This is a genomic window from Marinobacter sp. DSM 26671 (genome assembly GCF_900112835.1).
Lineage (GTDB): Bacteria > Pseudomonadota > Gammaproteobacteria > Pseudomonadales > Oleiphilaceae > Marinobacter > Marinobacter flavimaris.
Genome location: NZ_FONF01000007.1, coordinates 24,811 through 49,939 on the forward strand (window position 1 = coordinate 24,811; position 25,129 = coordinate 49,939).

20 protein-coding genes are annotated in these 25,129 nt (G+C 59.4%); 9 read left to right on the forward strand and 11 right to left on the reverse strand.

Annotation, left to right across the window (positions count from 1 at the left end):
• Positions 1-11 precede the first annotated feature (11 nt).
• The 3 genes from BM035_RS09600 to BM035_RS09610 all read right to left on the reverse strand — a co-directional run bounded on the left by BM035_RS09600 (position 12) and on the right by BM035_RS09610 (position 3,469).
• Positions 12-1,619, reverse strand: a complete 1,608-nt coding sequence (locus tag BM035_RS09600) for a carboxyl transferase domain-containing protein (protein WP_008170608.1) — start codon at positions 1,617-1,619, stop codon at positions 12-14.
• A gap of 207 nt (positions 1,620-1,826) precedes the next feature.
• The gene (locus tag BM035_RS09605) at positions 1,827-2,996 is read right to left on the reverse strand and encodes an isovaleryl-CoA dehydrogenase (protein ID WP_092031458.1); all 1,170 of its coding nucleotides are present in this window, start codon (positions 2,994-2,996) and stop codon (positions 1,827-1,829) included.
• A 29-nt stretch (positions 2,997-3,025) separates the two neighbouring features.
• Positions 3,026-3,469: a MerR family transcriptional regulator gene (locus BM035_RS09610; protein ID WP_092031461.1), complete on the reverse strand. Its 444-nt coding sequence runs from the start codon at positions 3,467-3,469 to the stop codon at positions 3,026-3,028.
• Between the two features lie 104 nt (positions 3,470-3,573).
• Here BM035_RS09610 and BM035_RS09615 point away from each other — a divergent pair, with 104 nt between their 5' ends.
• From BM035_RS09615 to BM035_RS09625, 3 genes are all read left to right on the forward strand, one after another.
• Positions 3,574-4,335 (forward strand): SDR family NAD(P)-dependent oxidoreductase, encoded by a 762-nt coding sequence (locus BM035_RS09615; protein WP_092031464.1) that lies wholly within the window; start codon positions 3,574-3,576, stop codon positions 4,333-4,335.
• A 24-nt stretch (positions 4,336-4,359) separates the two neighbouring features.
• Positions 4,360-5,511 (forward strand): acyl-CoA dehydrogenase family protein, encoded by a 1,152-nt coding sequence (locus BM035_RS09620; RefSeq protein ID WP_092031465.1) that lies wholly within the window; start codon positions 4,360-4,362, stop codon positions 5,509-5,511.
• Between the two features lie 158 nt (positions 5,512-5,669).
• A complete protein-coding gene (locus BM035_RS09625; RefSeq protein ID WP_053114752.1) occupies positions 5,670-6,851 on the forward strand; it encodes a thiolase family protein in 1,182 nt (393 codons plus the stop codon).
• Between the two features lie 83 nt (positions 6,852-6,934).
• Here BM035_RS09625 and BM035_RS22320 read toward each other — a convergent pair whose 3' ends face one another.
• Positions 6,935-7,204: a hypothetical protein gene (locus BM035_RS22320; RefSeq protein ID WP_139216032.1), complete on the reverse strand. Its 270-nt coding sequence runs from the start codon at positions 7,202-7,204 to the stop codon at positions 6,935-6,937.
• A gap of 68 nt (positions 7,205-7,272) precedes the next feature.
• Between BM035_RS22320 and BM035_RS09630 the strand changes: the two genes are divergently transcribed.
• The gene (locus BM035_RS09630; protein WP_092031468.1) at positions 7,273-8,610 is read left to right on the forward strand and encodes a sodium-dependent transporter; all 1,338 of its coding nucleotides are present in this window, start codon (positions 7,273-7,275) and stop codon (positions 8,608-8,610) included.
• A gap of 211 nt (positions 8,611-8,821) precedes the next feature.
• Here BM035_RS09630 and BM035_RS09635 read toward each other — a convergent pair whose 3' ends face one another.
• Both BM035_RS09635 and ilvG read right to left on the reverse strand, forming a co-directional pair.
• A complete protein-coding gene (locus BM035_RS09635; protein WP_008170585.1) occupies positions 8,822-9,100 on the reverse strand; it encodes an ACT domain-containing protein in 279 nt (92 codons plus the stop codon).
• Positions 9,097-10,797: an acetolactate synthase 2 catalytic subunit gene (gene ilvG, locus BM035_RS09640; RefSeq protein ID WP_008170584.1), complete on the reverse strand. Its 1,701-nt coding sequence runs from the start codon at positions 10,795-10,797 to the stop codon at positions 9,097-9,099. The genes BM035_RS09635 and ilvG overlap by 4 nt, the downstream gene beginning before the upstream one ends.
• A 311-nt stretch (positions 10,798-11,108) precedes the next feature.
• On the opposite strand from ilvG, the gene BM035_RS09645 reads away from it, so the two are divergent.
• Positions 11,109-12,191 (forward strand): efflux RND transporter periplasmic adaptor subunit, encoded by a 1,083-nt coding sequence (locus tag BM035_RS09645; protein WP_092031723.1) that lies wholly within the window; start codon positions 11,109-11,111, stop codon positions 12,189-12,191.
• 5 nt (positions 12,192-12,196) lie between these two features.
• The gene (locus BM035_RS09650) at positions 12,197-15,280 is read left to right on the forward strand and encodes an efflux RND transporter permease subunit (protein WP_092031471.1); all 3,084 of its coding nucleotides are present in this window, start codon (positions 12,197-12,199) and stop codon (positions 15,278-15,280) included.
• Here BM035_RS09650 and BM035_RS09655 read toward each other — a convergent pair.
• A complete protein-coding gene (locus BM035_RS09655; RefSeq protein WP_092031474.1) occupies positions 15,277-16,902 on the reverse strand; it encodes a methyl-accepting chemotaxis protein in 1,626 nt (541 codons plus the stop codon). The genes BM035_RS09650 and BM035_RS09655 overlap by 4 nt on opposite strands.
• A 154-nt stretch (positions 16,903-17,056) precedes the next feature.
• Here BM035_RS09655 and BM035_RS09660 point away from each other — a divergent pair, with 154 nt between their 5' ends.
• Complete coding sequence (locus BM035_RS09660; RefSeq protein WP_008170576.1) at positions 17,057-17,800, forward strand: pseudouridine synthase; 744 nt, start codon at positions 17,057-17,059, stop codon at positions 17,798-17,800.
• Here the strand turns inward: BM035_RS09660 and BM035_RS09665 are convergent.
• On the reverse strand, positions 17,785-19,641 hold the full coding sequence (locus BM035_RS09665) for a putative bifunctional diguanylate cyclase/phosphodiesterase (protein ID WP_008170574.1): 1,857 nt from the start codon (positions 19,639-19,641) through the stop codon (positions 17,785-17,787). The genes BM035_RS09660 and BM035_RS09665 overlap by 16 nt on opposite strands.
• 125 nt (positions 19,642-19,766) lie before the next feature.
• A complete protein-coding gene (locus tag BM035_RS09670; protein WP_092031477.1) occupies positions 19,767-21,263 on the reverse strand; it encodes an amidase in 1,497 nt (498 codons plus the stop codon).
• Between the two features lie 162 nt (positions 21,264-21,425).
• Between BM035_RS09670 and BM035_RS09675 the strand changes: the two genes are divergently transcribed.
• Entirely contained in the window at positions 21,426-22,034 is a 609-nt protein-coding gene (locus tag BM035_RS09675) for a methyltransferase family protein (protein WP_041645084.1), read from the forward strand.
• A 20-nt stretch (positions 22,035-22,054) separates the two neighbouring features.
• Here the strand turns inward: BM035_RS09675 and djlA are convergent, their stop codons facing one another.
• Positions 22,055-22,834: a co-chaperone DjlA gene (djlA, locus tag BM035_RS09680; RefSeq protein WP_053114762.1), complete on the reverse strand. Its 780-nt coding sequence runs from the start codon at positions 22,832-22,834 to the stop codon at positions 22,055-22,057.
• Positions 22,835-22,972: 138 nt separating this feature from the next.
• On the opposite strand from djlA, the gene alkB reads away from it, so the two are divergent.
• On the forward strand, positions 22,973-23,623 hold the full coding sequence (gene alkB / locus BM035_RS09685; RefSeq protein ID WP_092031480.1) for a DNA oxidative demethylase AlkB: 651 nt from the start codon (positions 22,973-22,975) through the stop codon (positions 23,621-23,623).
• Positions 23,624-23,627: 4 nt separating this feature from the next.
• Here alkB and BM035_RS09690 read toward each other — a convergent pair whose 3' ends face one another.
• The gene (locus BM035_RS09690) at positions 23,628-24,908 is read right to left on the reverse strand and encodes an MgtC/SapB family protein (protein ID WP_092031483.1); all 1,281 of its coding nucleotides are present in this window, start codon (positions 24,906-24,908) and stop codon (positions 23,628-23,630) included.
• Positions 24,909-25,129: the final 221 nt, after the last annotated feature.

Genomic DNA, 25,129 nt, shown 5'->3' on the forward strand with positions numbered 1-25,129 from the left:
AGTCTCCCCGATTACATCCGGAACACGCCAAAGCGTGTCGGCTTGGCGGGTCGGTTAAGGGTGGCAGACAGGCTCAGGGCAACCACTTCCCGGGTCTGGGCCGGGTCGATAACGCCGTCGTCCCAGAGGCGGGCACTGGCGTAGTACGGGTGGCCCTGGTGTTCGTAAGTGTCGATGATCGGCTTCTTGAATTCCGCCTCTTCCTCGGCGCTCCATTCCTGGCCCTTGCGCTCCATGCCTTCACGGCGAACGGTGGCCATAACGCCGGCGGCCTGTTCGCCGCCCATCACCGAGATGCGGGCGTTCGGCCACATCCACAGGAAATCGGGGCTGTAGGCGCGGCCGCACATGCCGTAGTTACCCGCGCCAAAGGAGCCGCCGATCAGTACGGTGATCTTGGGTACGTTGGCACAGGCCACGGCCATAACCATCTTGGCGCCGTGCTTGGCGATGCCTTCGGATTCGTACTTCTGGCCAACCATGAACCCGGTGATATTCTGCAGGAACAGCAACGGGATGTTGCGCTGGCAGCACAATTCAACGAAGTGGGCGCCTTTCTGGGCGGCTTCGCTGAACAGGATGCCGTTGTTGGCGATGATGCCCACCGGGTAGCCGTGGATATGGGCAAAGCCGGTGACCAGGGTCTGGCCGTAATAGCGTTTGAATTCGTCAAACTCGGAACCGTCGACGGTGCGGGCGATGACGTCACGCACGTCGAACTGCTTGCGCAGGTCGGTGCCAACGATGCCGTAGATCTCCTCGGCGTCGTACAGCGGTGCCTTGGGTTTGCGGATTTCCACATCCGTTGGCTTGCGACGGTTCAGGTTGGAGACGCTGCGCCGGGCGATTTCCAGGGCGTGTGCGTCGTTCTCGGCGTAGTGGTCGGCAACACCGGAGATTTTACAGTGCACGTCGGCGCCACCGAGGTCTTCGGCGGTCACTACTTCACCGGTGGCGGCTTTCACCAGCGGCGGGCCAGCCAGGAAGATGGTGCCCTGGTTACGGACGATGATGGATTCGTCGGCCATGGCGGGCACGTAGGCGCCACCGGCGGTGCACAGGCCCATGACGACGGCGATCTGCGGGATGTCGTCGGCGGACATGCGGGCCTGGTTGTAAAAGATGCGGCCGAAGTGGTCGCGATCCGGGAAGACTTCGTCCTGGCGGGGCAGGTTGGCGCCGCCGGAGTCGACCAGGTAGATGCACGGCAGGCGGTTCTGCAGGGCGATTTCCTGGGCTCGCAGGTGTTTCTTGACGGTCAGCGGGTAGTAGCTGCCGCCTTTTACGGTGGCGTCGTTTGCAATGATCATGCATTCGGTGCCGGAGACGCGGCCCACGCCGGCGATCACGCCTGCTGCGGGGACTTCTTCATCGTAGACGTTGTAGGCGGCGAACTGGCCGATTTCCAGGAACGGGGAGCCGTCGTCCAGGAGGCGGTTGATGCGCTCTCTGGGGAGCAGCTTGCCACGGGCGATGTGGCGCTCCTGGTAGGAGGGGCCGCCGCCTTGCTGGATGGTTGAAACTTTGTCGCGCAGGTCGGCTACGGCCTGGGCCATGGATTCCTGGTTGGCCTGGAACTCTTCGGACCTGGGGTTAATCTTGCTTTGCAGTATTGTCATTTTTTCGGGCCTCGAGGTTCGGGGCGGCGGGACTGGCAGGGCATCTTTCCGGGAACCGCTACGAGCACATCCATGTGCGCTTGACGTCGGCCATCCATGGCCGCCGACATTCCCGGAAAGACACCCTGCCAGTCCCTCGTTGTACTTTGGGTGCAAGCCGTCCCCGGCTTTTCCGGCTACGGACGGCTTCTGGCTTCAAGCTGCGCTTTATTTGTTCAGGTACAGCTCACGACCGATCAGCATCCGACGGATCTCGGATGTTCCGGCACCGATCTCATACAGCTTGGCGTCCCGCAGCAGGCGGCCTGTCGGGTATTCGTTGATGTAACCGTTACCGCCGAGCAGCTGGATGGCGTCCAGGGCGATTTTTGTGGCCATTTCGGCGGAGTAGAGGATCGCGCCGGCGGCGTCTTTACGGGTGGTTTCCGCGCCGCGGTCGGCGGACATGGCAACCATGTAGACGTAGGACTTGGCGGTGTTCATCCAGGTGTACATGTCGGCGACTTTGCCCTGGACCAGTTCGAATTCACCGATGGCCTGGCCGAACTGCTTGCGCTCGCGGATGTAAGGTACGACCACGTCCATTGCGGCTTGCATGATGCCCAACGGGCCGCCGGAGAGAACCAGGCGCTCGTAGTCGAGGCCGCTCATGAGGACTTTGGCGCCGTTGCCAACACCACCCAGGACGTTTTCCTTGGGTACTTTGCAGTCTTCGAACACCAGCTCACAGGTGTTGGAGCCGCGCATGCCGAGTTTGTCGAGTTTCTGGTGGCGGCTGAAGCCCGGGGCGTCGCGTTCTACGATGAAGGCGGTCACGCCTTTGGAGCCGGCCTGTGTGTCGGTTTTGGCGTAGATGACGTAGGTGTTCGCATCCGGGCCGTTGGTGATCCACATTTTGTTGCCGTTGAGGACGTAGTGGTCACCGGCGTCTTTGGCGCTGAGTTTCATGGAGATGACGTCGGAGCCGGCGTTGGGTTCGGACATGGCCAGGGCGCCAACGTGCTCGCCGCTGACGAGTTTCGGCAGGTATTTCTGTTTCTGTTCTTCGGTGCCGTTGCGGTGAATCTGGTTCACACACAGGTTGGAGTGGGCACCGTAGGAAAGGCCAACGGAGGCGGAAGCACGGCTGATTTCTTCCATGGCGATGACGTGCGCCAGGTAGCCCATGTCGGAGCCGCCGTATTCTTCGCTCACGGTGATACCCAGCAGGCCCATGTCGCCCATTTTCCGCCACAGGTCCATGGGGAACTCGTTGTTGCGGTCGATTTCCTCGGCGCGGGGTGCGATTTCGGAAGCAGCAAAGCCGTTGACCTGCTCGCGGAGCATGTCGAGGGTTTCGCCGAGGCCGAAGTTGAGCTCTGAGTACTGTGATTTCATCGTTGGCTACCTTTGATTTCTGTCATTCATTAGTTTTCAGCGGTCTGCCTGGCTTCTTCTTTTGCCGGGGCCTGCTGTTTCTTTTTTTTCTGCAGCTCGGCCAGGGCTTCTCGGCACCGGGCTTCGGCTGTATCCATTTCCATCTCTGCCTGGGCAATGTCGTTTTTCTGCTGCTCCAGCTGAGCCCGTTTGTTTTCCAGGATGGTCAGCATCTTCAGCAGCTGTTTTTCATTGCCACTGAGGGTTTCGTCCCACAGGTCGAACAGTTCTTTGGTTTCCGCCAGGGAGAATCCCATTCGCTTGCCGCGGAGAATAAGCTTCAGACGCACTCGATCCTTTGAACTGAAGATCCGTGTCTGCCCGCGCCGTGTGGGCCTGAGCAGCTCCTGGTCTTCGTAGAAACGAATGCTCCGGGTTGTCACGTCGAACTCTTTTGCGAGCTCACTGATGCTGTATGTCTTTTTAATGTCCATTGGGATTTCCTTTTTAGACTTAGGTTAGATAAAGTTTACGTAAACGTAAAGTAGTTTTAGGGTCCGATTTTTAACAAACAGAATCCTGAAAAGGGGAGTGAACGATGGAATTCAAAAATGTGGCAGCCATTGTAACAGGCGGTGCTTCAGGACTGGGCGAGGGTGCGGCTCGCGCACTGGCCGCCGCCGGCTGCAAGGTCGCGGTTCTTGACCTTCAGCAGGAACAGGGTGAAAAGGTGGCCGCGGATATCGGCGGCATTTTCCTGAAATGCGATGTCAGTTCCCCGGACAGCGCCGAAGCGGCCATTAATGCCGCCCGGGATGCCCATGGCCCCTGTGGTATTGCCGTGAACTGCGCCGGTATTGCCACGGCCTCGAAGATTCTGGGCCGCGAGGGCGTGATGCCCCTGGAGAACTTCAGCAAGGTTGTCCAGGTCAATCTGATTGGTACCTTTAACATTCTGCGCCTGGCGGCAGCGGATATGGCCCAGCGTGAGCCCAACGCTGACGGTGAACGGGGTGTGATCATCAATACCGCCTCGGTGGCCGCCTACGAGGGCCAGATTGGCCAGGCCGCCTACAGTGCCTCCAAGGGCGGTGTGGTATCGCTAACCCTGCAGTCGGCCCGTGAGCTGGCTCGCGAAGGTATCCGTGTAAATACGATTGCACCAGGCCTGTTCATGACGCCCATGATGGCCGGTATGCCCGATGAAGTTCAGGAAAGCCTGGCAGCCACGCTGCCGTTCCCGAAGCGTCTCGGCAAGCCGGAGGAATTCGGCATGATGGTGGACCAGATGGTGCGCAACCCGATTCTCAACGGCGAAGTGATTCGTCTGGACTGCGCGCTTCGTATGGCGCCCAAGTGAAGCATTCAATTGCAGGAGACATACATGACCGTGTCTGTTGATAAAGAAGAACTGGGGATGTTCCGGGATTCCGTTATCAAGGTCCTGGAAAAAGAAGTGACGCCGCACTACGAAGCCTGGGAGAAGTCCGGGCTGGTGCCCCGCGAGCTCTGGAACACCCTGGGCAACGCCGGAATGCTGTGCGTGGATGTGCCTGAAGAGTGGGGCGGCATTGGTGCGCCTTTCCAGTTCTCCGTGGTGGTGGGTGAAGAACTCGCCCGCATGGGATTCGGCGCGCTGTCCACCAATGTGATGGTCCATTCGGACATTGTGGCTCCCTACCTGAGCCACATGGGCAATGAAGAGCAGCGGCAGCAGTGGCTTCCCAAGCTGGTCTCCGGCGAAGCCGTTGGCGCCATCGCCATGACCGAGCCCGGTGCCGGCAGTGACCTGCAGGCGATCCGCACCAGTGCGGTGAAAGATGGCGATGACTACATCCTGAACGGCTCCAAGACCTTCATCACCAACGGTCAGCACGCTGATATGGTCATCGTTGCCGCGAAAACCGATCCGAAGGCCGGCGCCCGGGGCATCAGTCTGTTCCTGGTGGATACCTCACTGCCTGGCTTCAGCAAAGGCCGCAACCTGGACAAGATCGGCCAGCATTCCGGGGATACCTCCGAGCTGTTCTTCTCCGACATGCGCATCCCGGCTTCCGCGCGTCTTGGCGAAGAGGGGCAGGGGTTTGTGTACCTGATGAAGGAACTGCCCCGTGAACGTCTGGTGATTGGCGCCCTTGGCGTGGCTGCCGCCCGTGGCTCCCTGGATCTGACCATTGCCTACGCCCAGGAGCGGGAACTGTTCGGACAGAAACTGGCCCAACTGCAGAACACCCGCTTTGAAATCGCGCGCATGGAAACTGACTACCGGGTGAACAAGGCGTTCGTGGACCAGTGCATCGACCAGTACGACCTGGGCGAACTGGACGCGCCAACCGCCTCCATGGCCAAGTACAGCGCCACTGAGATGCAGTGCCGAGTGGCCGATGGTTGCCTGCAGCTGTTTGGCGGTTACGGCTACACCACCGAGTATCCGATTTCCCGGGCCTTCATCGACGCGCGGGTGCAGCGAATTTATGGCGGCACCTCGGAAGTCATGAAAGAAATTATTGCCCGGTCGGTACTGGGCAAGGCCTGAGGAAGGCAACTCGAATGCTCGGGGTCCGAGCAGGGGCAGCCTTTCCGGGACTGTCTGCAGCATGGATGCTGCAGTCAAGCGTACAGGGACGTATTCACAGCGTGTCCCGGAAAGTCTGCCCCTGATCGGGCCCTCCACCCAATCAGGAGGACAACAAAATGGACAGCAATGATGTGGTAATCGCAGGTTCAGCAAGAACCCCCATGGGTGGCATGATGGGCTCCCTCAGCTCCGTGCGCTCGCCGGATCTGGGCGCTATCTCCATCAAGACCGCCATTGAACGCTCCGGCCTCCAGCCGGCGGATGTCCAGGAAGTCATCATGGGCTGCGTGCTGCCCGCCGGCCTGGGCCAGGCCCCGGCGCGCCAGGCCTCACGCGCCTCCGGCATTCCCGACAGCTCCGGCTGCACCACCATCAACAAGATGTGCGGCTCCGGCATGCAGGCCGTGATCATGGCTCACGACCAGATCAAGGCCGGTACCAATAACATCATGATCGCCGGCGGCATGGAAAACATGAGCCAGGCGCCTTACCTGTTGCCCAAGGCCCGCGCCGGTATGCGCATGGGCCACGGTCAGGTAATGGACAGCATGTTCCTGGATGGTCTGGAAGATGCCTACGAAGGCGGCCTGATGGGTGTCTTCGCCCAGCGTACCGCGGATAAATACGACATCAGCCGTCAGGCCATGGACGAATTTGCCATCGGCTCCCTGCAGAAATCCCTGGCGGCCATCGAAAACGGCTGGTTCCGTGACGAGATTGTTCCGGTCACCGTATCTGGTCGTGGTGGCGACACCGAAGTCGACACTGACGAGCAACCGGGCAACGCCAAACCGGAGAAAATCCCGCACCTCAAGCCGGCCTTCGCCAAAGACGGTTCTGTGACTGCGGCCAACTCCAGCTCCATCAGCGACGGTGCCTCCGCCCTGGTACTGGCTTCTGCCGCCGAAGCCGACGCCCGTGGCCTGACACCCCAGGCCCGCATCGTGGCCCACGCCACTCACGCACGCCTGCCCGCTGAGTTCACCCTGGCGCCCATCGGTTCCATCGAGAAGGTGCTGAAGAAAGCCGGCTGGAGCGTGGACGACGTGGATCTCTTCGAGATCAACGAAGCCTTCGCCGTTGTCACCCTGGCGGCCATCAACGAACTGAAACTCCCGGCTGACAAGGTGAACGTCCACGGTGGCGCCTGTGCCCTGGGGCATCCGATCGGTTCTTCCGGTTCGCGGATTATCGTTACCCTGATCAATGCCCTGAAGCAGCGTGGCCTGAAGCGTGGTGTGGCTTCGCTGTGTATTGGTGGTGGTGAGGGGACTGCCGTTGCCATCGAGTTGATTTGATCGGTTCTTGTTGTAGCCTGCCCGGCTAGGGGCGGGCTGCGGGGTGGCCGGTGAATTTTTCTTGGAAAAAGAACTCGCTTCGCTCAGACACCTTTTTCCGGCGAAAAATTCACCGGCCACCCCGCGCCGAGATACTCTTGAGATATCGCGATTTTCAAAATCTTGCTTTCACTTTTTTGAAGAAGTGCATTCCTTAGTCCGAAGGACGGTGGTGGGGGTACCTTTTCTGGCGGGAAAAAATGTCTGAGCGAAGCGAGTTGTTTTTCCCAGAAGAAAAGGTACCCCCATCGCCGGCCACTCCCCCAAGGCTGAAGTCCTAAAACTCCCAGAGACCCCAAGTTGACATCAGTCATGCGGCCAACCCCATGATTTGCTAGCCTTCAATGCATTGAAATTCCCCGGCATTGGAGAAAGAACCCCCGTGCGAAAGCGCCACGAGTTTATTGAGGAATCCCGCAAACAGTGGAGTTCCGAGCCTGCGTTTGTTGCTTCGATGGCCGCAGCGGCTGTTGGGCTCGGGAATCTGTGGCGGTTTCCGTATATGGTGGGGGAGAACGGTGGCGGGGCTTTTGTGGTGGCTTATCTGCTGGCGCTGATTGTGGTGGTTTTGCCCATCATGATTCTGGAAGTGTCGGCGGGGCGTCTTTCCAAGGGCAGTACAGTTCAGACCTACCGGCAGGTGAACCGCTTCGGGGCGGTGTACGGCTGGTTTGTGGTGCTGATCACCGTTGCCATCACCAGCTATTACCTCGTGATTACCGGCTGGACCCTCGGTTATGCAGTGGATGCGGCAACAAACAACCTCCAGGTTTTCGATGACTTTACCGCGGGGTACAACTCGCTTTGGTATTTTTTCGCGGTCACTGTGGTGGGGGCGATTATCCTGGCCAAGGATGTAACAGCGATCGAGCTGTTGTCGAAGATCCTGATGCCGGTATTGATCGTTGTGATGATCGGGCTGGTGATTCTGGCCAGCCGCACATCCGGCTGGGAGCAGACCAAGGATTTCTTTTTCCAGGTGGACTGGAGTCGCCTCACGGACGGCAAGCTTTGGGCGTTTGCCTTCGGCCAGGCGTTCTATTCTCTGGCGATTGGCCAGGGTTACCTGGTGACCTATGGCAGCTTTATTCCCCGGCAGACCCATGTTCCCCGAGCCTGTCTGATTGTTGCTGGCACGGAGACCAGTGTGGCGCTGCTGGCGGGCTGGATGATCTTTCCGTTTGTGTTCAGCCTGGGTATGGAGCCGACGGAGGGCAGTCAGCTGGCGTTTGTGACCATGCCGCGAGTGTTTGAGGATATGGCTGGCGGCTATTGGGTGGGTACGCTGTTTTTCAGCCTGTTCTTCATGGCGGCGTTCAGTTCCAGCCTGGCCGGGCTGAAGGTGATGATTGCGGCGGTGGCGGAGGAGTTCCGGCTCAGCAATGGCAAGGCCGTTAGTCTCGTTACCTTGGTGATGCTGGTGTTGGGCACGGCATCGGCACTGAGTTTCACGCCGCTGGAATGGAACATTGCCGGGGAGCCGGTGCTGGATGTGATCGACCGGGTGGCCGGCGGTAATGTGATCATCTTCTCCGGGGTGTTGGGGGCCGCCATGTTCTGCTGGTTTATTCCGCCCGAAAAGATCCGGACGGTACTGGGCACCCAGAGCCGCTGGTGGGAGTGGCGTATGTACCTGGTTGGTCGCTACCTGCCGCTGGTGATGCTGATCTGGATTGTGGTGACCTATGCCCTGAACCAGGTGGGCATTACTCCGGCCTGACCTGGAATTGCCTGCCTTACAAAACCTGATAATTTGGAGGTGCCCGCCTTTGTAGCCTGTTGGTTGAGGGGCGGGCCTGCGGGGTGGCAGGTGGAGTTTTTCTTTTCCCCGAAGAAAAAATACCGCCACCCGCGTACCTGCCCGCCAAACCTCAGGCTACAAATAGACCGTGCCCGCCAAATCTCAGGCTGAACGGATCACAACTCCGAACTTAGGCCGAACGAGACCGGGCCACAGATCCAGCCGCGAGGGCAACCTCGGCAACCGTGTGCAGCTTCTCCAGTTGCGACTGCAACATGGCAATCGGCCTTGTACCCTCCAAAGTCAGTGCGATATCCAGATGCTCGCCAGCGGTTTCAACCGCCATGGTGGCAATCCGGAACCCGCGGATGCGGACCACCTGGCAGAGCCGCTCCAGGGCGGCGGCTTCGTGGGTCATGCGGCAGTTGATGGTGTAGCTGGGCGTTGATGGCTGGCTTTGCGGGTTCATGCAACTTGCTCCTTGCTGGCTTTTGCGGTGCGGGCGGTTTCGTCGATCATGTCTGTGTTGCTTGCGCCGGGTTTGACGATGGGCCATACGTTTTCTTCACGGCTGATGGCAACGTGCAGCAGCATCGGGCCGTTGTAGGCCAGGATGGTTTCGATGCCGCGGCGGATCTGGTCGGTGCGTTCGATGTGCAGGGCCGGAATGTCGAAGGCCCGGGCCATGGCGACGAAGTCGGGGTTGTCGTCCAGGTTTATCTGGCTTTCGCGGTTGTTGTAGAACAGTTCCTGCTGCTGGCGGACCATGCCCAGGCACTGGTTGTCCATGACGATCAGCTTTACCGGCAGGTTGTAGCGGCGGATGGTGGCCAGTTCCTGGGCGTTCATCATGAACGAGCCATCACCGGTTACGTTGATGACGGTGCTGTTGCGATCCGCAAACTGGGCGCCGATGGCGGCGGGCAGGCCGAAGCCCATGGTGCCGAGGCCGCCACTGGTGAGGTGGTGCCGTGGGTGGTCGAATTCGTAGTGCTGGGCTACCCACATCTGGTGCTGGCCAACGTCGCAGGCGATGACGGTGTCGTCCGGGGCAATCCGGGAGAGCTGGCGGATGAAAGCCGGGCCGGTGATCGGGGCCATCGGATCATCGTTGTCGGCCGCATGGAAGCCACCGGTGGTGTGCCAGGTGCGGCACTGTTTCTGCCAATCACTGATGGCCAGTGGCTCGGCCTGCAATGCGTCCGCCAGTGATTTCAGTATCTCGTTCAGGTCGCCGCGGATGGCCAGATCGGCGCCGCGCAGTTTGTTGATTTCGGCGGCATCAGCATCAATGTGGATCATCCTGGCGTTGGGCGCAAAGCCATCCAGTTTGCCGGTGGCGCGATCATCAAGGCGCGCGCCGATAACCAGCAGCAGGTCGCACTCGTCGACCGCCTTGTTGGCTGCCCGGGAACCGTGCATGCCCAGCATGCCTAGGTTATAAGGATTGTGTTTGCCGGGGTTGCCGATGCCCTTCAGAGTCACAACCGCGGGCAGGGCGGAGGATTCGGCAAAGGCCCGGAAGCTGTCCTCGGCGTGGGCCAGGCTGATGCCACCGCCGGTGTAAAGCAGGGGCTTGCGGGCGGCGCGCAGCATCGCCAGGGCTTCCGTCAGGTCGGTTGAAGCTGTTTCACGGGCTTCAGGCTGGGGGAAGGGCGCATCGGCCGCTTCGGACAGCAACAGGTCCTTGGGGATATCAATCCAGACCGGCCCGGGGCGACCGCTCTGAGCCAGTTCGATCGCCTCTTCCATGATGGTCGGCAGGCTGTTGGCATCATCGATCAGGTAGCTGTGTTTAACGATGCCCAGGGTCATGCCCAGTACGTCGGTTTCCTGGAAGGCGTCGGTGCCGATCAGGCCCGAGGGAACCTGGCCGGTGATCACCAGCATGGGAATGGAATCCCGGTGCGCGTTGGCAACGCCGGTGATCAGGTTGGTGGCGCCGGGGCCCGACGTGGCAATGCAGACGCCCAGCTTGCCACTGGCCCGGGCGTAGCCGTCTGCCGCCAGGGCGCAGCCCTGTTCATGGCGGCACAGCACATGCTCCACGCCCACATCGTCCACCAGCGCGTCGTATAGCGGCATGATGCAGCCACCCGGATATCCGAAAACCGTGCTGATGTTGTGGCGGTGGAACGCGTCAAGAATGTGCTGTGCGCCGTTCATGGTCGTCTTTCCCTTTTCTTTTGCCGTAAAAAAAGAAACCCCGGGACCTTTCGGTGCCGGGGGTTTCTGGTGTCTTGTCAGGTTTGTCGCTATCTCACCCGCTTGTCCACGCAGAAGCCCCCGGACGGTACCACGACCACCAGGACAAGCTTCACAAGGACAATCACTGCGTTGAGATTCATAAAATCGACAGTCTGCTCTGAATTCGTAAAAAGATTCTGTGTAGAATCTACCCCACGTTTTTAGCCGGATGCAACCGTTAATTGCCGGTTTTTTCTGCCAACCTCCGATTCAGCAACAGTGAGCATTCAATGACGAAAGCAAAATGGGGTTCTCTTGGGCTGTCACTTCTGATCGTGATCGCAATGGTGATCTGGATGGCGACTGGCGAGGTGAAGGTGGCCAGTGACGAGGCTCCGGAACGTCAGGACAGCGGCGATGGCCAGCCTACAACGGTGCAGGTGGAAACCCTGACGGCCCGGCTGCATGAGCCGGGCCTGATGCTGCAGGGCCAGTTGGAGCCCTGGAGTTCGGTGATGCTGAGTGCCCAGGTGCCCGGCCGCGTGGAGTCTCTGGCTGTGAGTCTGGGTGAGCAGGTCCAGCAGGGTCAGAAGCTGCTTACGATAGCTGATGAAGGGCGGAGTGCCGCGGTGTTGCGCTGGCAGTCCCAGGTTCGGAAACTGGAAGCGGACCTGGTGGCGGCCCGCCGGCTCCGCGCCAATAACCTTGCCTCGGAATCCCAGATTTTGAGCCTGGAAAGCGAACTTGCTGCCGCTGAAGCGGAGCTGACCGGTGCCCGACAGGCCATCAGCCACCTCACTCCCGAGGCGCCTTTTGACGGCATTATCAACAGCAAATCGGTGGATATCGGCGATCTGGTGCAGGTGGGTTCCCCCCTGTTTCAATTGGTGAGGGTGGATCGCCTGAAGGCTACCGCGCAGATCCCCCAGCAATCGGTGGGCAATGTGGCGCCCGGTCAGTCTGTTCGCGTGGATTTGCTGGATGGCAGCCGTCTTTCTGGCGTGGTGACCTTTGTGGCCAGCGCTGCCTCGCCCGAAACCCGGAGTTTTGCCGTGGAGATCGCGGTGGAGAATCCGGATCGCAAACGGGTGGCCGGTGGCAGCGCCAGCCTGCGGGTGGCATTGCCGGAGGTAAAGGCGATGTTTATCTCACCCGCTTATTTGTCCCTCGGTGATGACGGTCGCCCCGGTGTGAAATACGTGAACGGTGAGAACCGTGTCGAGTTCGGTGAAGTGAAGTTGTTGAGTGTATCCACCGAGGGTGCCTGGGTGACCGGTTTGCCGGATGAGATCCGTCTGATTACCCGCGGCGGTGGGTTCGTGAGCACCGGTGAGCAGGTCGTGCCGGTCGACGCCGCTGAAAACAGGGGCTAGACCGCATGCGCGCACTGATCTTTGCCGCCATCGACCGCAGCCGGACCACCTTGCTGACGCTGCTGTTCCTGATTCTCGGGGGGATTGCCGCGTTTCAGACCATCCCCAAGGAAGCCAACCCCGACGTCACCATTCCGATGATCTATGTCTCCATGACCCTGGACGGAATCAGCCCGGAGGACGCCGAGCGCCTTCTTGTTCGTCCCATGGAGCAGGAATTGCGTTCGCTGGAAGGCATCAAGGAAATGCGGGGTACGGCCTCGGAAGGGCATGCCTCGGTGATGCTGGAATTTGATGCCGGGTTTGATCCGGACAAGGCGCTGCAGGATGTTCGCGAGAAAGTGGATACCGCCCGAACCAAGCTGCCCCAGGAGGCGGACGAGCCCAGGGTGAACGAAATCAACGTGTCCCTGTTCCCGGTGTTGTCCGTCGGTCTGTCCGGGCCACTGTCGGAGCGGGAGCTGATCACCATCGCCCGCCGGTTCCAGGATGCCATCGAGTCCATTCCGGAAGTGCTTGAGGTGGAGATTGGCGGCGATCGGGAAGACCTGCTGGAAATCGTGGTCGATCCCCAGGTTCTGGAGAGCTACGGCATCGACTTCGATCAACTGGCTTCCCTGGTAACCCGCAACAACCAGCTGGTCGCTGCAGGCTCCCTCGATACCGGCAACGGCCGCATGGCCCTGAAAGTGCCCGGCGTGATCGAAACCATCGAAGATGTGATGTCCATGCCGGTGAAGGTGGATGGCGACACGGTCGTTACGTTTGGCGACGTGGCCATGCTCCAGCGCACCTCCAAGGATCCGACCGGTTTTGCCCGCATCAATGGCGAGCCGGCGTTGGTGCTGGAGGTGTCCAAGCGCTCGGGCGCCAACATTATCGAAACCATTGCCCAGGTTCGCGAATTGATCGATGAGGCCAGGCCTCAGCTGCCGGACTCGCTGGAAATCCGCTACATCATGGATCAGTCCGAAGAAGTGCGCGATATCCTCAGTGATCTGCTGAACAATGTACTTACCGCCATCGTGCTCGTTCTGATTGTGGTGATCGCCGCCATGGGACCTCGTTCTGCGGTGATGGTCGGGCTGACCATTCCGGGCGCGTTCCTGACCGGTATCCTGGTGATCTGGAGCATGGGGCTCACGCTCAATATCGTGGTGCTGTTCAGCCTGATTCTGGTAGCGGGCATGCTGGTGGATGGCGCCATCGTGGTCTCGGAGCTGGCGGACCGGAACCTGTCGGAAGGGCAGACGGTCAAGCAAGCCTGGGCCGAGGCGGCCAGCCGTATGGCCTGGCCCATTATTGCCTCTACGGCAACCACGTTGGCGGTGTTCGTGCCGTTGCTGTTCTGGCCGGGCGTGGTCGGGGAATTCATGAAGTTCCTGCCACTCACGGTGATCATCTGCCTGATTGCTTCCCTGGCCATGGCGCTGGTGTTCCTGCCCGTACTGGGCAGCACCAGCGGCGGGCGCCGGGCGCGGCAGGGGCATTCTTCGGGGCGCCTGATGGAGGGTTATCGACGGGTACTGGGGCTGCTACTTCGTTCACCGGGGCTGACGTTGATTGGTGTGCTCTGCGTGATCGCCGTGATCTACGCCGCGTACGCCCGCTTCAACCATGGGGTTGAGTTCTTCCCCAGTGTGGAGCCGGATTCCGCCCAGGTTCAGGTGAGGGCGAGGGGTGATCTTTCAGTGTGGGAGCGGGATGCCATTGTGCGTGAAGTGGAGCAGCGGTTGCGTGGCATGCCCGAGGTGAAGGCCCTGTACGCCCGCTCAATGGTACAGACCAGCTCGCAACTGGCGCCAGATGTCATAGGCGTTCTGCAATTCCAGTTTACCGACTGGTTCACCCGGCGACCGGCCAGCGCGATTCTCGAGGACTTCCGCGACATGACCTCTGATATAGCGGGCGTTGAGCTGGAATTCCGCAAACAGGAAGGTGGGCCTGCCGAAGGCAAACCGATAGAGCTACAGGTGAGCAGCCGCGAAGCAAACAGTCTCAATGGCTACGTGGACGAAATCAAAGACCGCATGCGTGAGCTCGGTGGTTTCGTGGACATCGAAGACGACCGCAGCCTTCCGGGGATTGAGTGGCGGCTGCAGGTTGACCGGGAAGCCGCCGCTCGCTTCGGTACCGATGTGCTGGGTATCGGCAGTGCCTTGCGCTTGGTGACCAACGGGTTGAAACTGGCCACCTATCGCCCTGAAGACGTGCGGGATGAAGTGGACATCGTGGTGCGAGTTCCGAATAACTGGCGGGAACTGGATCATCTGCAGCGCCAGACCATTCATACCTCCCGGGGCCAGGTGCCGCTCTCTGAATTCGTCGATCTTCGCCCGGGCGACAAAACCAACAGTATTGTCCGGGTGGATGGCCAGCGCACGGTAACCATCAAATCCGATCTGGCACAGGGGCGCCGCGTGGATGAGCTGCTGCGGGCCCTGCAGGCCGAGATGCCGGAACCGCCAGAGGGAATTTCGGTGAAGTTTGCCGGCGAGAACGAGGATCAGCAGCAGGCATCAAACTTCCTTGCGACGGCCTTCCTGGTAGCCATCGGCCTCATGCTGTTGATACTGGTGACCCAGTTCAATTCGTTGTACCAGACCTTCCTGATTCTCTCGGCGATTGTGCTCTCCACCGCCGGGGTGCTGCTCGGGCTTCTGGTAAACGGTCAGTCGTTCGGCATTGTGATGGTGGGAATGGGTACGATTGCCCTGGCAGGCATCGTGGTAAACAACAACATCATTCTGATCGATACCTACAACCAGATGCGCAAGGACGGGGTTGAGGCCTACGAGGCCGCCCTGGAAACCGGTTGCCTTCGCCTGAGGCCGGTGCTGCTGACGGCCATCACCACTGTGCTGGGGTTGATGCCCATGGTCCTCGGCGTCAATGTGGACCTGCTGACGCCCTCCCTGGGCCTTGGTGCGCCATCAACCCAGTGGTGGACCCAGCTGTCCAGTGCCATCGCGGGGGGGTTGGCGTTTGCTACGGTGCTGACGCTGTTGCTCACACCTGCATTGCTGGTGCTGGGTAACCGGGCCGGTCGGGCTTTCGGGAGTCTGACCAGCCGCTTCCGAACTACTTAATGCTTGATCCGGCCCGCCAGTTCCTGGGCCCGGGCAGCCATGGCTTCCAGTTCAGGTACCGTGCGCAGGTTGTTTTCAGCAGCCTGGTGCATGGCTTCGGAGGTTTCGGCCACATCCGTGACATTGCGGTTGATGTCTTCACAGACACTGGTCTGTTCTTCGGCCGCTGTAGCAACCTGGGTTGTTGCGTCGTTGATGCTGCCCATGCGCCGGTTGATTTCGGCCAGGGTGGCGCGTACGGCTTCAACGGCCTCGCTGCTTTCCTGAGCTACAACGCCTGAGGCCTGCATGAACTCGGTGGCGTCCCGCGAAGCCCCACTGATGGCGCCGATGATCTGGTCGATTTCCACGGTGGCTTCCTGGGTCTTGGCAGCCAGGTTCCGGACTTCATCGGCAACCACCGCGAATCCGCGACCTGCGTCGCCGGCCCGGGCCGCCTCGATGGCGGCGTTCAGTGCCAGCAGGTTGGTCTGGTCTGCAATTTCCCGGATAACCTGCATAACGTCGCCGACCTTCTTGCCATCATTGGCGAGTTGGTTAACGGTTTCGGCCGAGTTCCGGATCTGGTCGGTCAGACGCCGCATGCTGTCTACCGCCTTGTTGATCTGCGAATCCGCTGTAGCCGTCTCGTCGGATGTCTGGCTCACTTCGGTGGCTACCGAGGCAGCGTGACTGGCCACATCCTCCGCGGTGGCAGACATTTCGTTCATGGCTGTCGCAATCTGCTCAATGCGCTGGTGGGCCAGGTCAGACTGGCTGACGACACTGTCGGCGTTCTGGCGGATCAACTCGCCGGTATCGTTCAGTTGCCTGGCGTTCTCGCTCAGTTGGCTTCCGGTATCGCTGAGGAAGCGGTGCAGGCTTCGGGCAGCGTCGGCCAATTGCCCCAATTCGTCAGCCCGCTGCATGGTTACAGGATCCGAAAGATCACCGTCGCCCAGTCGGGAGATCTGCGAGGTGAGCTTCTGTGCGGGCCGGACCACACCTGACAAAAGGACCATTATCAGCGCGATGGTACCCAGAATGATGGCGGCAATCAGAAGACCCGCCACCAGCCAGCTACGCTCGGTGACAACGGTGTTCAGGGTTCGGGCCCGGACAAGGCTATCTTCACGGACTGCGGTTGCAGCATCTACAATCAGTCTGGCAGGTTCACGGTCGATCCCCTGTACCGCGGCATCGCCTGCGTTCGGATCAAAGCCTGAGCGTGTGAACGCCTCGAATCCCTCACGATAGGCACGCCCCATCGTCTGGTGTGCCTGTTTGAAGTCGGACATCAGTGACTTTGCCTGTGGCTCCTGAATTCGGGGAATCAGGTCATCAAGCTGGCTCTGTATTGATGCTTCGCGCTGCTGAAATCGGCCCCAGTATTTGTCCAGTTGTTCCGGGTCGGCTCCGCGGATCAGGACGTTTTTCCACTCCTGGACCTGGGTCTTGAAATCAGAAAGCACATCCTGGGCTTCAAGGGCGTTCACCATCCTGGTACTTACAAGACTGTTGAAGTCATCTTTGACTTTCAGGGAGAAGTTCAGGTAAATCACCGCCACTGCGGCGACGACTAGATTTGCCGTCAAAACGACGAGAAGAACCCGGTTGAGAATGCTTTTCGAGTACCAGTTCATCAGCTATTCCTGGGAGCGATCGATGGTAAGGGTGTGTCGCTAGTGTATACGTAGCGTTAGTTGATTAGGTTATCTACTTTGGTATCGGCTAGGGAAGCGGGCTCTTGAATGCAATTGGCCGACTTGAATATGAAGCTTTTATGACATCTATCTTATGAGCAACCCACTAACCGTTCTTTACCGGGACGAACACCTTCTGGCTGTCCACAAACCGGCCGGGCTGTTGGTTCACCGGAGCCCTATCGACAAACACGAAACCGAGTTTGCCCTGCAATATGCCCGGGCGCTAAATGAGGGCCAGCATGTTTACCCGGTCCATCGACTGGACCGGCCTACCTCCGGCGTCCTGGTGTTTGCCAGGGACAGCGACACTGCCCGCACGCTGGGTATGGCGCTGATGGCCGGTGAGGTGACGAAAACCTATCTGGCGATGGTGCGTGGCTGGCCGCCGGAACACGGGGAGATTGATCATCCCTTGCGAGAGGAACCGGAGGATCGACGGCTGAAAGGGGAAGAGCAGCCGGTGCGGGACGCTCTCACTTATTACCGCACGCTGGCGACGACCGAGATACCAGTGGAGATCGAGAAATACCCGAGCAGTCGCTACGCCGTTGTTGAACTGAACCCGAAAACTGGCCGAAAGCACCAGTTGCGCAGGCATATGAAACACATCAACCACCCGATCATTGGCGATGCCAATCACGGTCGGGGCCGCCACAACCGCTATTTTGCAGAGCGATTCGGCCAGGGGCGGTTGATGCTGGCCGCAACCCGGATGGCATTCCAGCACCCGGTTTCGGGTAAACCACTGACCATTAGCGCCGCGCCTGAGGCGAGCTTTCTGGAGGTGTTATCGCTTTTCCCGGGATTTGACGTACGGGATCACTCGGAAAAGTAGCGCTTGATAAACCCTGGGTAGGGAAGCGGTTTACTGTAACGGTAGCCCTGAAGGTAGTCGCAGCCTTTCTCGAACAGCCAGCTTTCATGGGCTTCGCTCTCCACACCTTCTGCAACGACAGAAAGGCCAAGCCCCCTGGCCAGGCCAATGATCGACAGGGTGATAGCGCAATCGTTTTCGTCATCCGGAAGGTTGTTGATGAACGAGCGGTCGATCTTGATGCGGGAGAAGGGCAGGCTTTTGAGCCGGGACAGCGATGAGTACCCGGTGCCAAAGTCGTCGATAGCGAGCTCGGCGCCGGCGTGTACCAGCTGTTCCAGAACCCGACCGATGACACTGAAATCACCCTGGATGGAGTCTTCGGTCACCTCAAACTGCAGGGCACTGACCGGCATGCCCTGGTTACCGCAGATCTCTTTTACCAGCTCTGGCAACTCTGGGACCAATATCTGCTCTGCCGACAGGTTGACGGATATCGTTGGTAATGGCGTATTCCGGTCTTTTGCCTCACGCCAGTGAGCGCAGACGTTTTTCAGCACACAGGCGCCCAGCTCATACATCAGGCCGGCGCTGCGCGCCACGTCCAGAAATTCAATCGGTGACAGCCAGCCACGTTGCGGGTGCTGCCAGCGAACCAGGGCCTCGGCGCTTTCCAGCTGTGTTCCCGTGCGGTCCATGATTGGCTGGTAGAAGACATCGAGGCCGCTGGTTCTGAGTGTTTCCCGCAGCTCGCTCTCGAGCGCAAACCGGGAGCGGGCTGTCATCTGGATTTCCGAATCGAACAGGGTCGAACGGTCCCCGCCCTGCCGCTTCGCGTGGTACATCGCAGCCTCTGCACCTCTGAGCAGTTCTTCTGACTCGTGGCAATCGCCCGGGAAGTGACAGATGCCCACACTGGCACTGACATTCAGATCCTGATCGGACACCCGGATAGACTGGCGAATACGGCTGTGGATCTCGCGGATCACCTCGTCCAGAAAGCTCGGCTGGGTGTAGTTGCGAATAACCAGGGCAAATTCATCCCCTCCAATGCGCGCCAGAAAGTCCTTGCCCGCCAACTGGATTTCTTTCAGGCGCTGTCCGATATCGGCGATGACCTGATCCCCCGCCTGAGGGCCAAGGCCATCGTTGATGGTTTTCAGGCGGTCAACGTCAATCCAGAGCAGTGCAAGACTGCCGGTACCCCGGCCTTTGATCTTGCGCACCAGGTGGTTCAGCCGGTCACGCAGTGAATCAATGTTGGCGAGTCCGGTGAGGGAGTCGTAGCGACTGACGTATTCCAGCGCCCGCTTGGATCTCAGCCATGCCTCGTGAGTGTTCATCAGGCTTATGGTGTCTGCAATGGCAGCTGACAGCGAAATGTCCGGGACCGACCAGTCACGGCGCACACTTGACTCCAGGCAGACAACCCCGCTGAGTTGTTCGCCGTCGAAAATCGGCGCGTCTAACATGGAATGAATGTTTTGCACGGACAGATAATCGCGGTCGAAGGAACGGGTACGGATATCATTGCGGGCGTCTTCCACGGCAATGACTCGTTCTTCGGTGATGGCGCGGAAGTAGTCGGGGTGGTCTGAGCGAAACAGGTTGAACTCTGAGCCATTCTGCGCGATGCAGCTATTGCGGCCGGGCAGCTCTGTGTCGTGAAGCCACTCACAGGTGATCCGGTCCCGTTCTGGAGGGAAAAGCCAGACACTTGCCCGTTTCACGCCCAACAGCCGTGTGCACAGCTCCATGAGGGCTGCCAGCTTCCGGGGGCGGGGCATCTCGATAAAGCTGGTATTGTGGCTCAGCTCCATCAGTGCCTTGTGGTGGGTCACGAGGACTTCACTGTCACGCATGGCCGGGCTCAATAAATTGTCCTTCTTCGAATTACGAACGGCCTTGGCTCTCGGTTTGGATACTTGAACAGGTTATGTCTAAGTTCTTTAAAGAATATGGCAGCTGTTTTTATAAGTGTCCAACTTCAAACGGGATTGGTCAGTGAGTCCCTGGTGTTTTGCTCTCCACTACCAAGATGGTTCCGGCTGAAATCGCAAAGCAGCGGCCAGGGATGGTTGGCTTCCAGAGTAAAGGCGATATCCAGCAACGTGCGTTCGCCTCCGTGCCGCCCCATAAACTGAACGGACACGGGCAGTTGATCGGGCGTGTGGCCCATGGGCAGTGAGATTGCCGGTGCGCCCGTGGCGTTTGCCAGAGGGGTGAAGCTCACATACTCGCGCAGCCGTTCGAACAGGGTGTCAAAAGGCACATCGGGGCTCAGGTGGCCAAGGGCGGGCGTGGTGTGGCCAAGTACCGGTGTGAGCACGGCATCAAATCCGGCCATGGCATGTGCATAGTCGTGCCAGGAACGCTTGAGCCGCCAGAGTGCGGTTGGCAGGCGCCAGAACTGTCGCCGGAACATCCTGTCGAGGCCGTTGGTCAGGCCGTCTGTTTTGTGTTTGTCGAAGGCCGGGTGAAGCAGTTTCCTGCCGTTGGCCCTGATGCCGAAGGCGAGCAGTGCCCAGTACAGGGCAAAGTCATCAGGGAAGGTGCTGTGCACCGGAACGGGCACTGGCTCAATGCGGTGGCCCATTTTTTCCAGCCTGAGCGCCGTTTCTTCGACAGTCCGTCGGGTGATGTCATCGGTTTTGTGACCATTGATGGAATCCAGCACCAGTCCGATTCTCAAAGGACGACCGGAGGGGCCCTCCATTCTTCCAATGGCCGGCAGGCCGGGATTGCGGAAATAGGTCTCGGCCTGCTCGAAAAAATTAGCGGTATCCCGTACCGAGCGCGTCACTACGCCCTCGCTGATAATGTTGATCGGCAGGGAGGCTGCCGCTTCGTTGTCTATCAATCGTCCTAGTGTGGGCTTAAGGCCGACCAGGCCGCAGCAGGCGGCCGGAATCCGTATGGAGCCTCCGCCGTCATTCGCGTGGGCAATGGGTACCACGCCGGCCGCCACAAGGGCCGCTGAACCGCCTGAGGAGGCTCCGGAGGAATAGGCCAGGTTCCACGGGTTACAGGTTGCCGGCGCGTGTGCGGGCTCGGTTGTGGCGTTGAATCCGAATTCCGGCAGGGTGCTTTTACCCAGGCACAGAAAACCCTGGGCAAGCAACTGGCGGGCAAATGGACTGGTATCGGATGCAGGAACGCTGGGCACGGCCAGGGAGCCGTGCCGTGTGGTCATGCCCGACACGTTGGTGTTGTCTTTGATAAGTGTTGGAACACCGCGGAACAGGGGAAAGGAACCGGTCTGGTCGGCGGCATCAAGCTTTGAAGCAGTCCGGATCGCCTGGTCGTAATTCGCCGAGGCCAGACCGTGAAGGAGCGGTTCGACCGCCTGTGCGCGAGCGATAGCGGCTTGAGTGAGTTCGGTGATCGATATTTCCCGGCGGAGGACCCGTTCGGCAAGGGCAGTGGCGTCATCGCAACCTATCGCGTCGTTTCTGAAACTGTGGCAGGACTGCGGGGCGCTCATGGCCAGACTCTCCTTGAAAGTGATTCCACGACTCTACTGCATTTGAAAACGTGATGACATGTCATTTTAGGTAGGGTGAGTGGTCGGCGGCTAGCACAGGGCCTTTTCACAGACCTCTTCAAATAATAAGCTGTCGGCCTGAAAACGTTGTAAGCGATCCTGATGGAATTTATTGAACCCCTCGTACGCCACTTTCTCGGCATTTTCTTTCTGATGATCGGTCTCCAGTTTGCTGGCCGAAGCCTCGGGCTGTATCAGAGAATGCGCTTTTCGCACATTAACTATGGTGAGCGAGGGAGTGCGCCCTGGTGGCACCGGCAAACCTTCAATGTGTTTCGGGCGTTCATTCTGGGCGTCTGCGTGGTGCGGATTTTTGCGGATATCGACCCCTGGCTGGGCGTGTTCGGCCCGCTCTATGTGTGGCCGATTTTGCTGGTTGGCATGCTCCTCCTGATTGGCTCATTTACTACCGTGAACTATCTGCAGGCCTACATGCATGAGGATTGGCGCTCTGGTATCGATCCTCGGAAGGATGAGCGCAAACTGCTCACAGGCGGGCCATTTGGCCGTTCCCGTAATCCCCTGTTCCTGGCTGTGATGGCTGGGCAGCTCGGTTTTTTCCTGGCCTTGCCCAGTGTGTTTTCCCTGGTATGCCTGGTGGCCGGTGTACTGGTGATCACCCGCCAGGCCCGGGAGGAGGAGAAGGCGCTGGCGGATAAATTTGGCGAGGACTACGAGCGTTATCGCGTGCGGGTACCGCGCTGGTTCTGAACCGGTGACGGCAGAGGGCCTTACGCAGATTTTTTCCGGGCTTCCTTGATCACATCGTAGGCATGACTGATTTCGCGGGTGCGTTCCTCTGCCATCTCCCGCATGCTCTCGGGCAATCCCCGGCCCGCAAGTTTATCCGGGTGGTTCTCGCTCATCAGCTTGCGGTAGGCCTTCTTGAGTTCATCATCACTGGCGGAAGGCGATACCCCAAGAACCTTGTAGGCATCGCTGATCTGATCAGCGGAGGAGGGCTGGCCCGCACCGGCCCGGTTGGTGTGGGCTCCTCGGAGCATGGCTTCCAGCTGGTCCACCTGGCTCTCCGGTAGCCCCAGCCCACGGGCGATTTTTACGAGCATTTCGTGTTCGGCCGGGTGCACCTTGCCGTCCGCAGCTACGGCTGATACCTGAACCTGCAGGAACATCTGGAGAAACGCGGGTTGGCGTCCGCTGGCCTGGAGGAACCGGTTAAGTTCGGCATCCAGGTCAAAATCCGGCTCTTTACCACGGTTGAAGGCGGTTTTGGCCTTGGCTTTCTGTTCTTCATTCAGGCGGAAGCGAACGAACATGGCTTCGGCCATCTGGATTTCATCCCTGGATACCACGCCGTCTGCCTTGCACAGGGCACCCATCACCGCAAAAACCGATTCAATAAAACCGGACTGAATGCTCTGGAGCTTGCCAATCAGGCGGCGCTTGAGAAGGTTCAAGAGAAAGGCACCAATCGCCGCACCTATGAGAAAGCCCGGGAATTTGCCAAAGGCGTAGCCAATCAGACCGCCAATTATGATTGCAAACAGCATTAATAAGTCCTTAACAGGAATGAATCAGCCCATAGAATATACGTGTTTTTCAGCCCGGCTTCATGAACAGGCTTTCATCGACCTGTGAAAAAGCCACGTAAGCTATTAGATTAAATCATTTATGAGGGGGCAGTAGTCATGACCCAAGACCTGTTTTCTAACCTGCCACCGGAACAGACAGTCGAGCCTCTGATGGATGGCGCGGTGGTGCTGCGGCAGTTCGCGCTCCCGAACGCCGAATCACTCATGGCCGGCATTGAAACGGTTACCTCAGAAGCGCCGTTCAGACACATGAAGACCCCTGGTGGCCATGCCATGTCTGCGGCCATGAGCTGCTGCGGGGATCTTGGCTGGGTTACCGATAGCAGGGGTTACCGGTATCAGGCGGAGGATCCGGAATCCGGCCGGCCTTGGCCCGCCATGCCTGCGGCTTTCCGGGAACTGGCCAGAAGCGCCGCCGAAACCGCTGGTTTTGAGGGATTTGAACCGGACGCCTGTCTGATCAATCGATACCAGCCCGGGGCAAGAATGGGGCTGCATCAGGACAAGGACGAGCAGGACTTCACGCAGCCCATCGTGTCGGTTTCTCTGGGCCTGCCGATGGTGTTCCAGTTTGGTGGTCTCAAACGCAGCGAACGCCCCATCCGGGTGCCACTGGGCCATGGTGACGTGGTGGTCTGGGGCGGCCCTGCCCGAATGCGTTACCACGGAGTGTTAACCCTCAAGGCCGGTGAGCACCCGCAGACGGGCGGGTACCGCTACAACCTGACGTTCCGGCGGGCGAGGTAAGGGGTTATTGCAGCCAGGCGACCAGCAGTCCCGCGCCCAGCGAGAGCACCATGGGGATGCCAACCAGCAACCCGGTCTGGCGGTTGCCGATAAAGCCCGCCAGCGCGGACTTCACCAGATTGTTGGTGGCGGCGGCGATAACAATACCGATCACGGCAGTGCTCGTGGCCAGGTTGTTATTGGACATGCGGGTGAGGGAGAGGGTAATGGCGTCTACGTCAGCAATGCCGGAGGTTGCTGCCAGAACATAGATGCCGGCGTCGCCCAGCCAGTTGCCCAGAAATTCGCCCAGCAGAAGGATCGCGGTCAGCAACACGCCGAATACCAGCGCCGAGGTCAGATCCAGCGGGTTCTGGTTGAGGGTTGGCTGACTGACCTGCGTATGGCGATTGTTCCGGCGCCAGATAAGCAGCGCCGGCCCATACAGCAGAGCGGTCATGACCACCACCGGCCAGATCAGGCTGGGCAGCAGGTCACGGTTGATCACCAGGCAATACACCAGGATTCTGGGAAACATGGTACCGCAGGCAATCAGGATACCGGTGGCGAACTGGGCATTGAGCTGAGGGTTCTTCGAGGCCTGACGGGCGAAGTGCAGGGTGAGGGCAGTGGAGGAGCTGAGCCCGGCGAACAGGCTGGTAAACAGGATGCCCTTGCGGGTGCCGGCCACCCGTATGGCGAAGTAGCCGACAAAGGAAATGGAGGCGATCATCACCACCATCCACCAGATTTCCCGGGGATTCAGAACCCCGCCAGGCCCCATCTTTTCGTTTGGCAGCAACGGCAGCATGACCACGGAAATCAGCAGCAGCTTGAGAGCGGCATCCAGTTCATGTTCCTTCAGCTTGTTGACCCAACCGTGGATTTCTTCCTTGTTGTCCAGAATGATTGCGGTTACCACCGCTGCGGCCGTGGCGATGACCGGGTCCACTGCCACCGCCACCGCACCGAAGCAGAAGGTCAGCACCATGCCAACCATACCGGTGATGCTGAAATTACGGATATGCTCAAGGCGCTCGCTGTAGGCCACGATGGCCATGGCCACGACACTGACCAGAAGCACGGGAAACGCCCATTCCGTGATTTCCTGTGCCAATACCGCGGAAATACCGCCAAGCAGGCCTACCAGGGCAAAGGTGCGGATGCCGGCAATTCGCTCGCCGGATTTCTGTTCCCGGGCATCCCATCCCCGCTCCAGGCCAATGATGGCGCCAAGCAAAAGCGCAACGGCGAGGTCGAGAGTGGTCTGGTTTCCGGCCAGAAACTGGGAAGCAAGATCATCCATGGGAGGGCGTAGGCTCCTGTTAATAATTGAATATGTTGATGATAGCAGCAGGTGCAACCGGTCGTTACACCTCTAAGAAGATTCCCGTAACCGCCTTACTTTCCCGTTAGGGGTCTGGTAAGCTTCGCGACCCTGAAATTCGCAGTTACCTGATTTTCATCAACCGTGCAGCAAACTGAAACCGTGACGATCCTTCCGCCCTAGCGCTCAGCTTCCTCTTC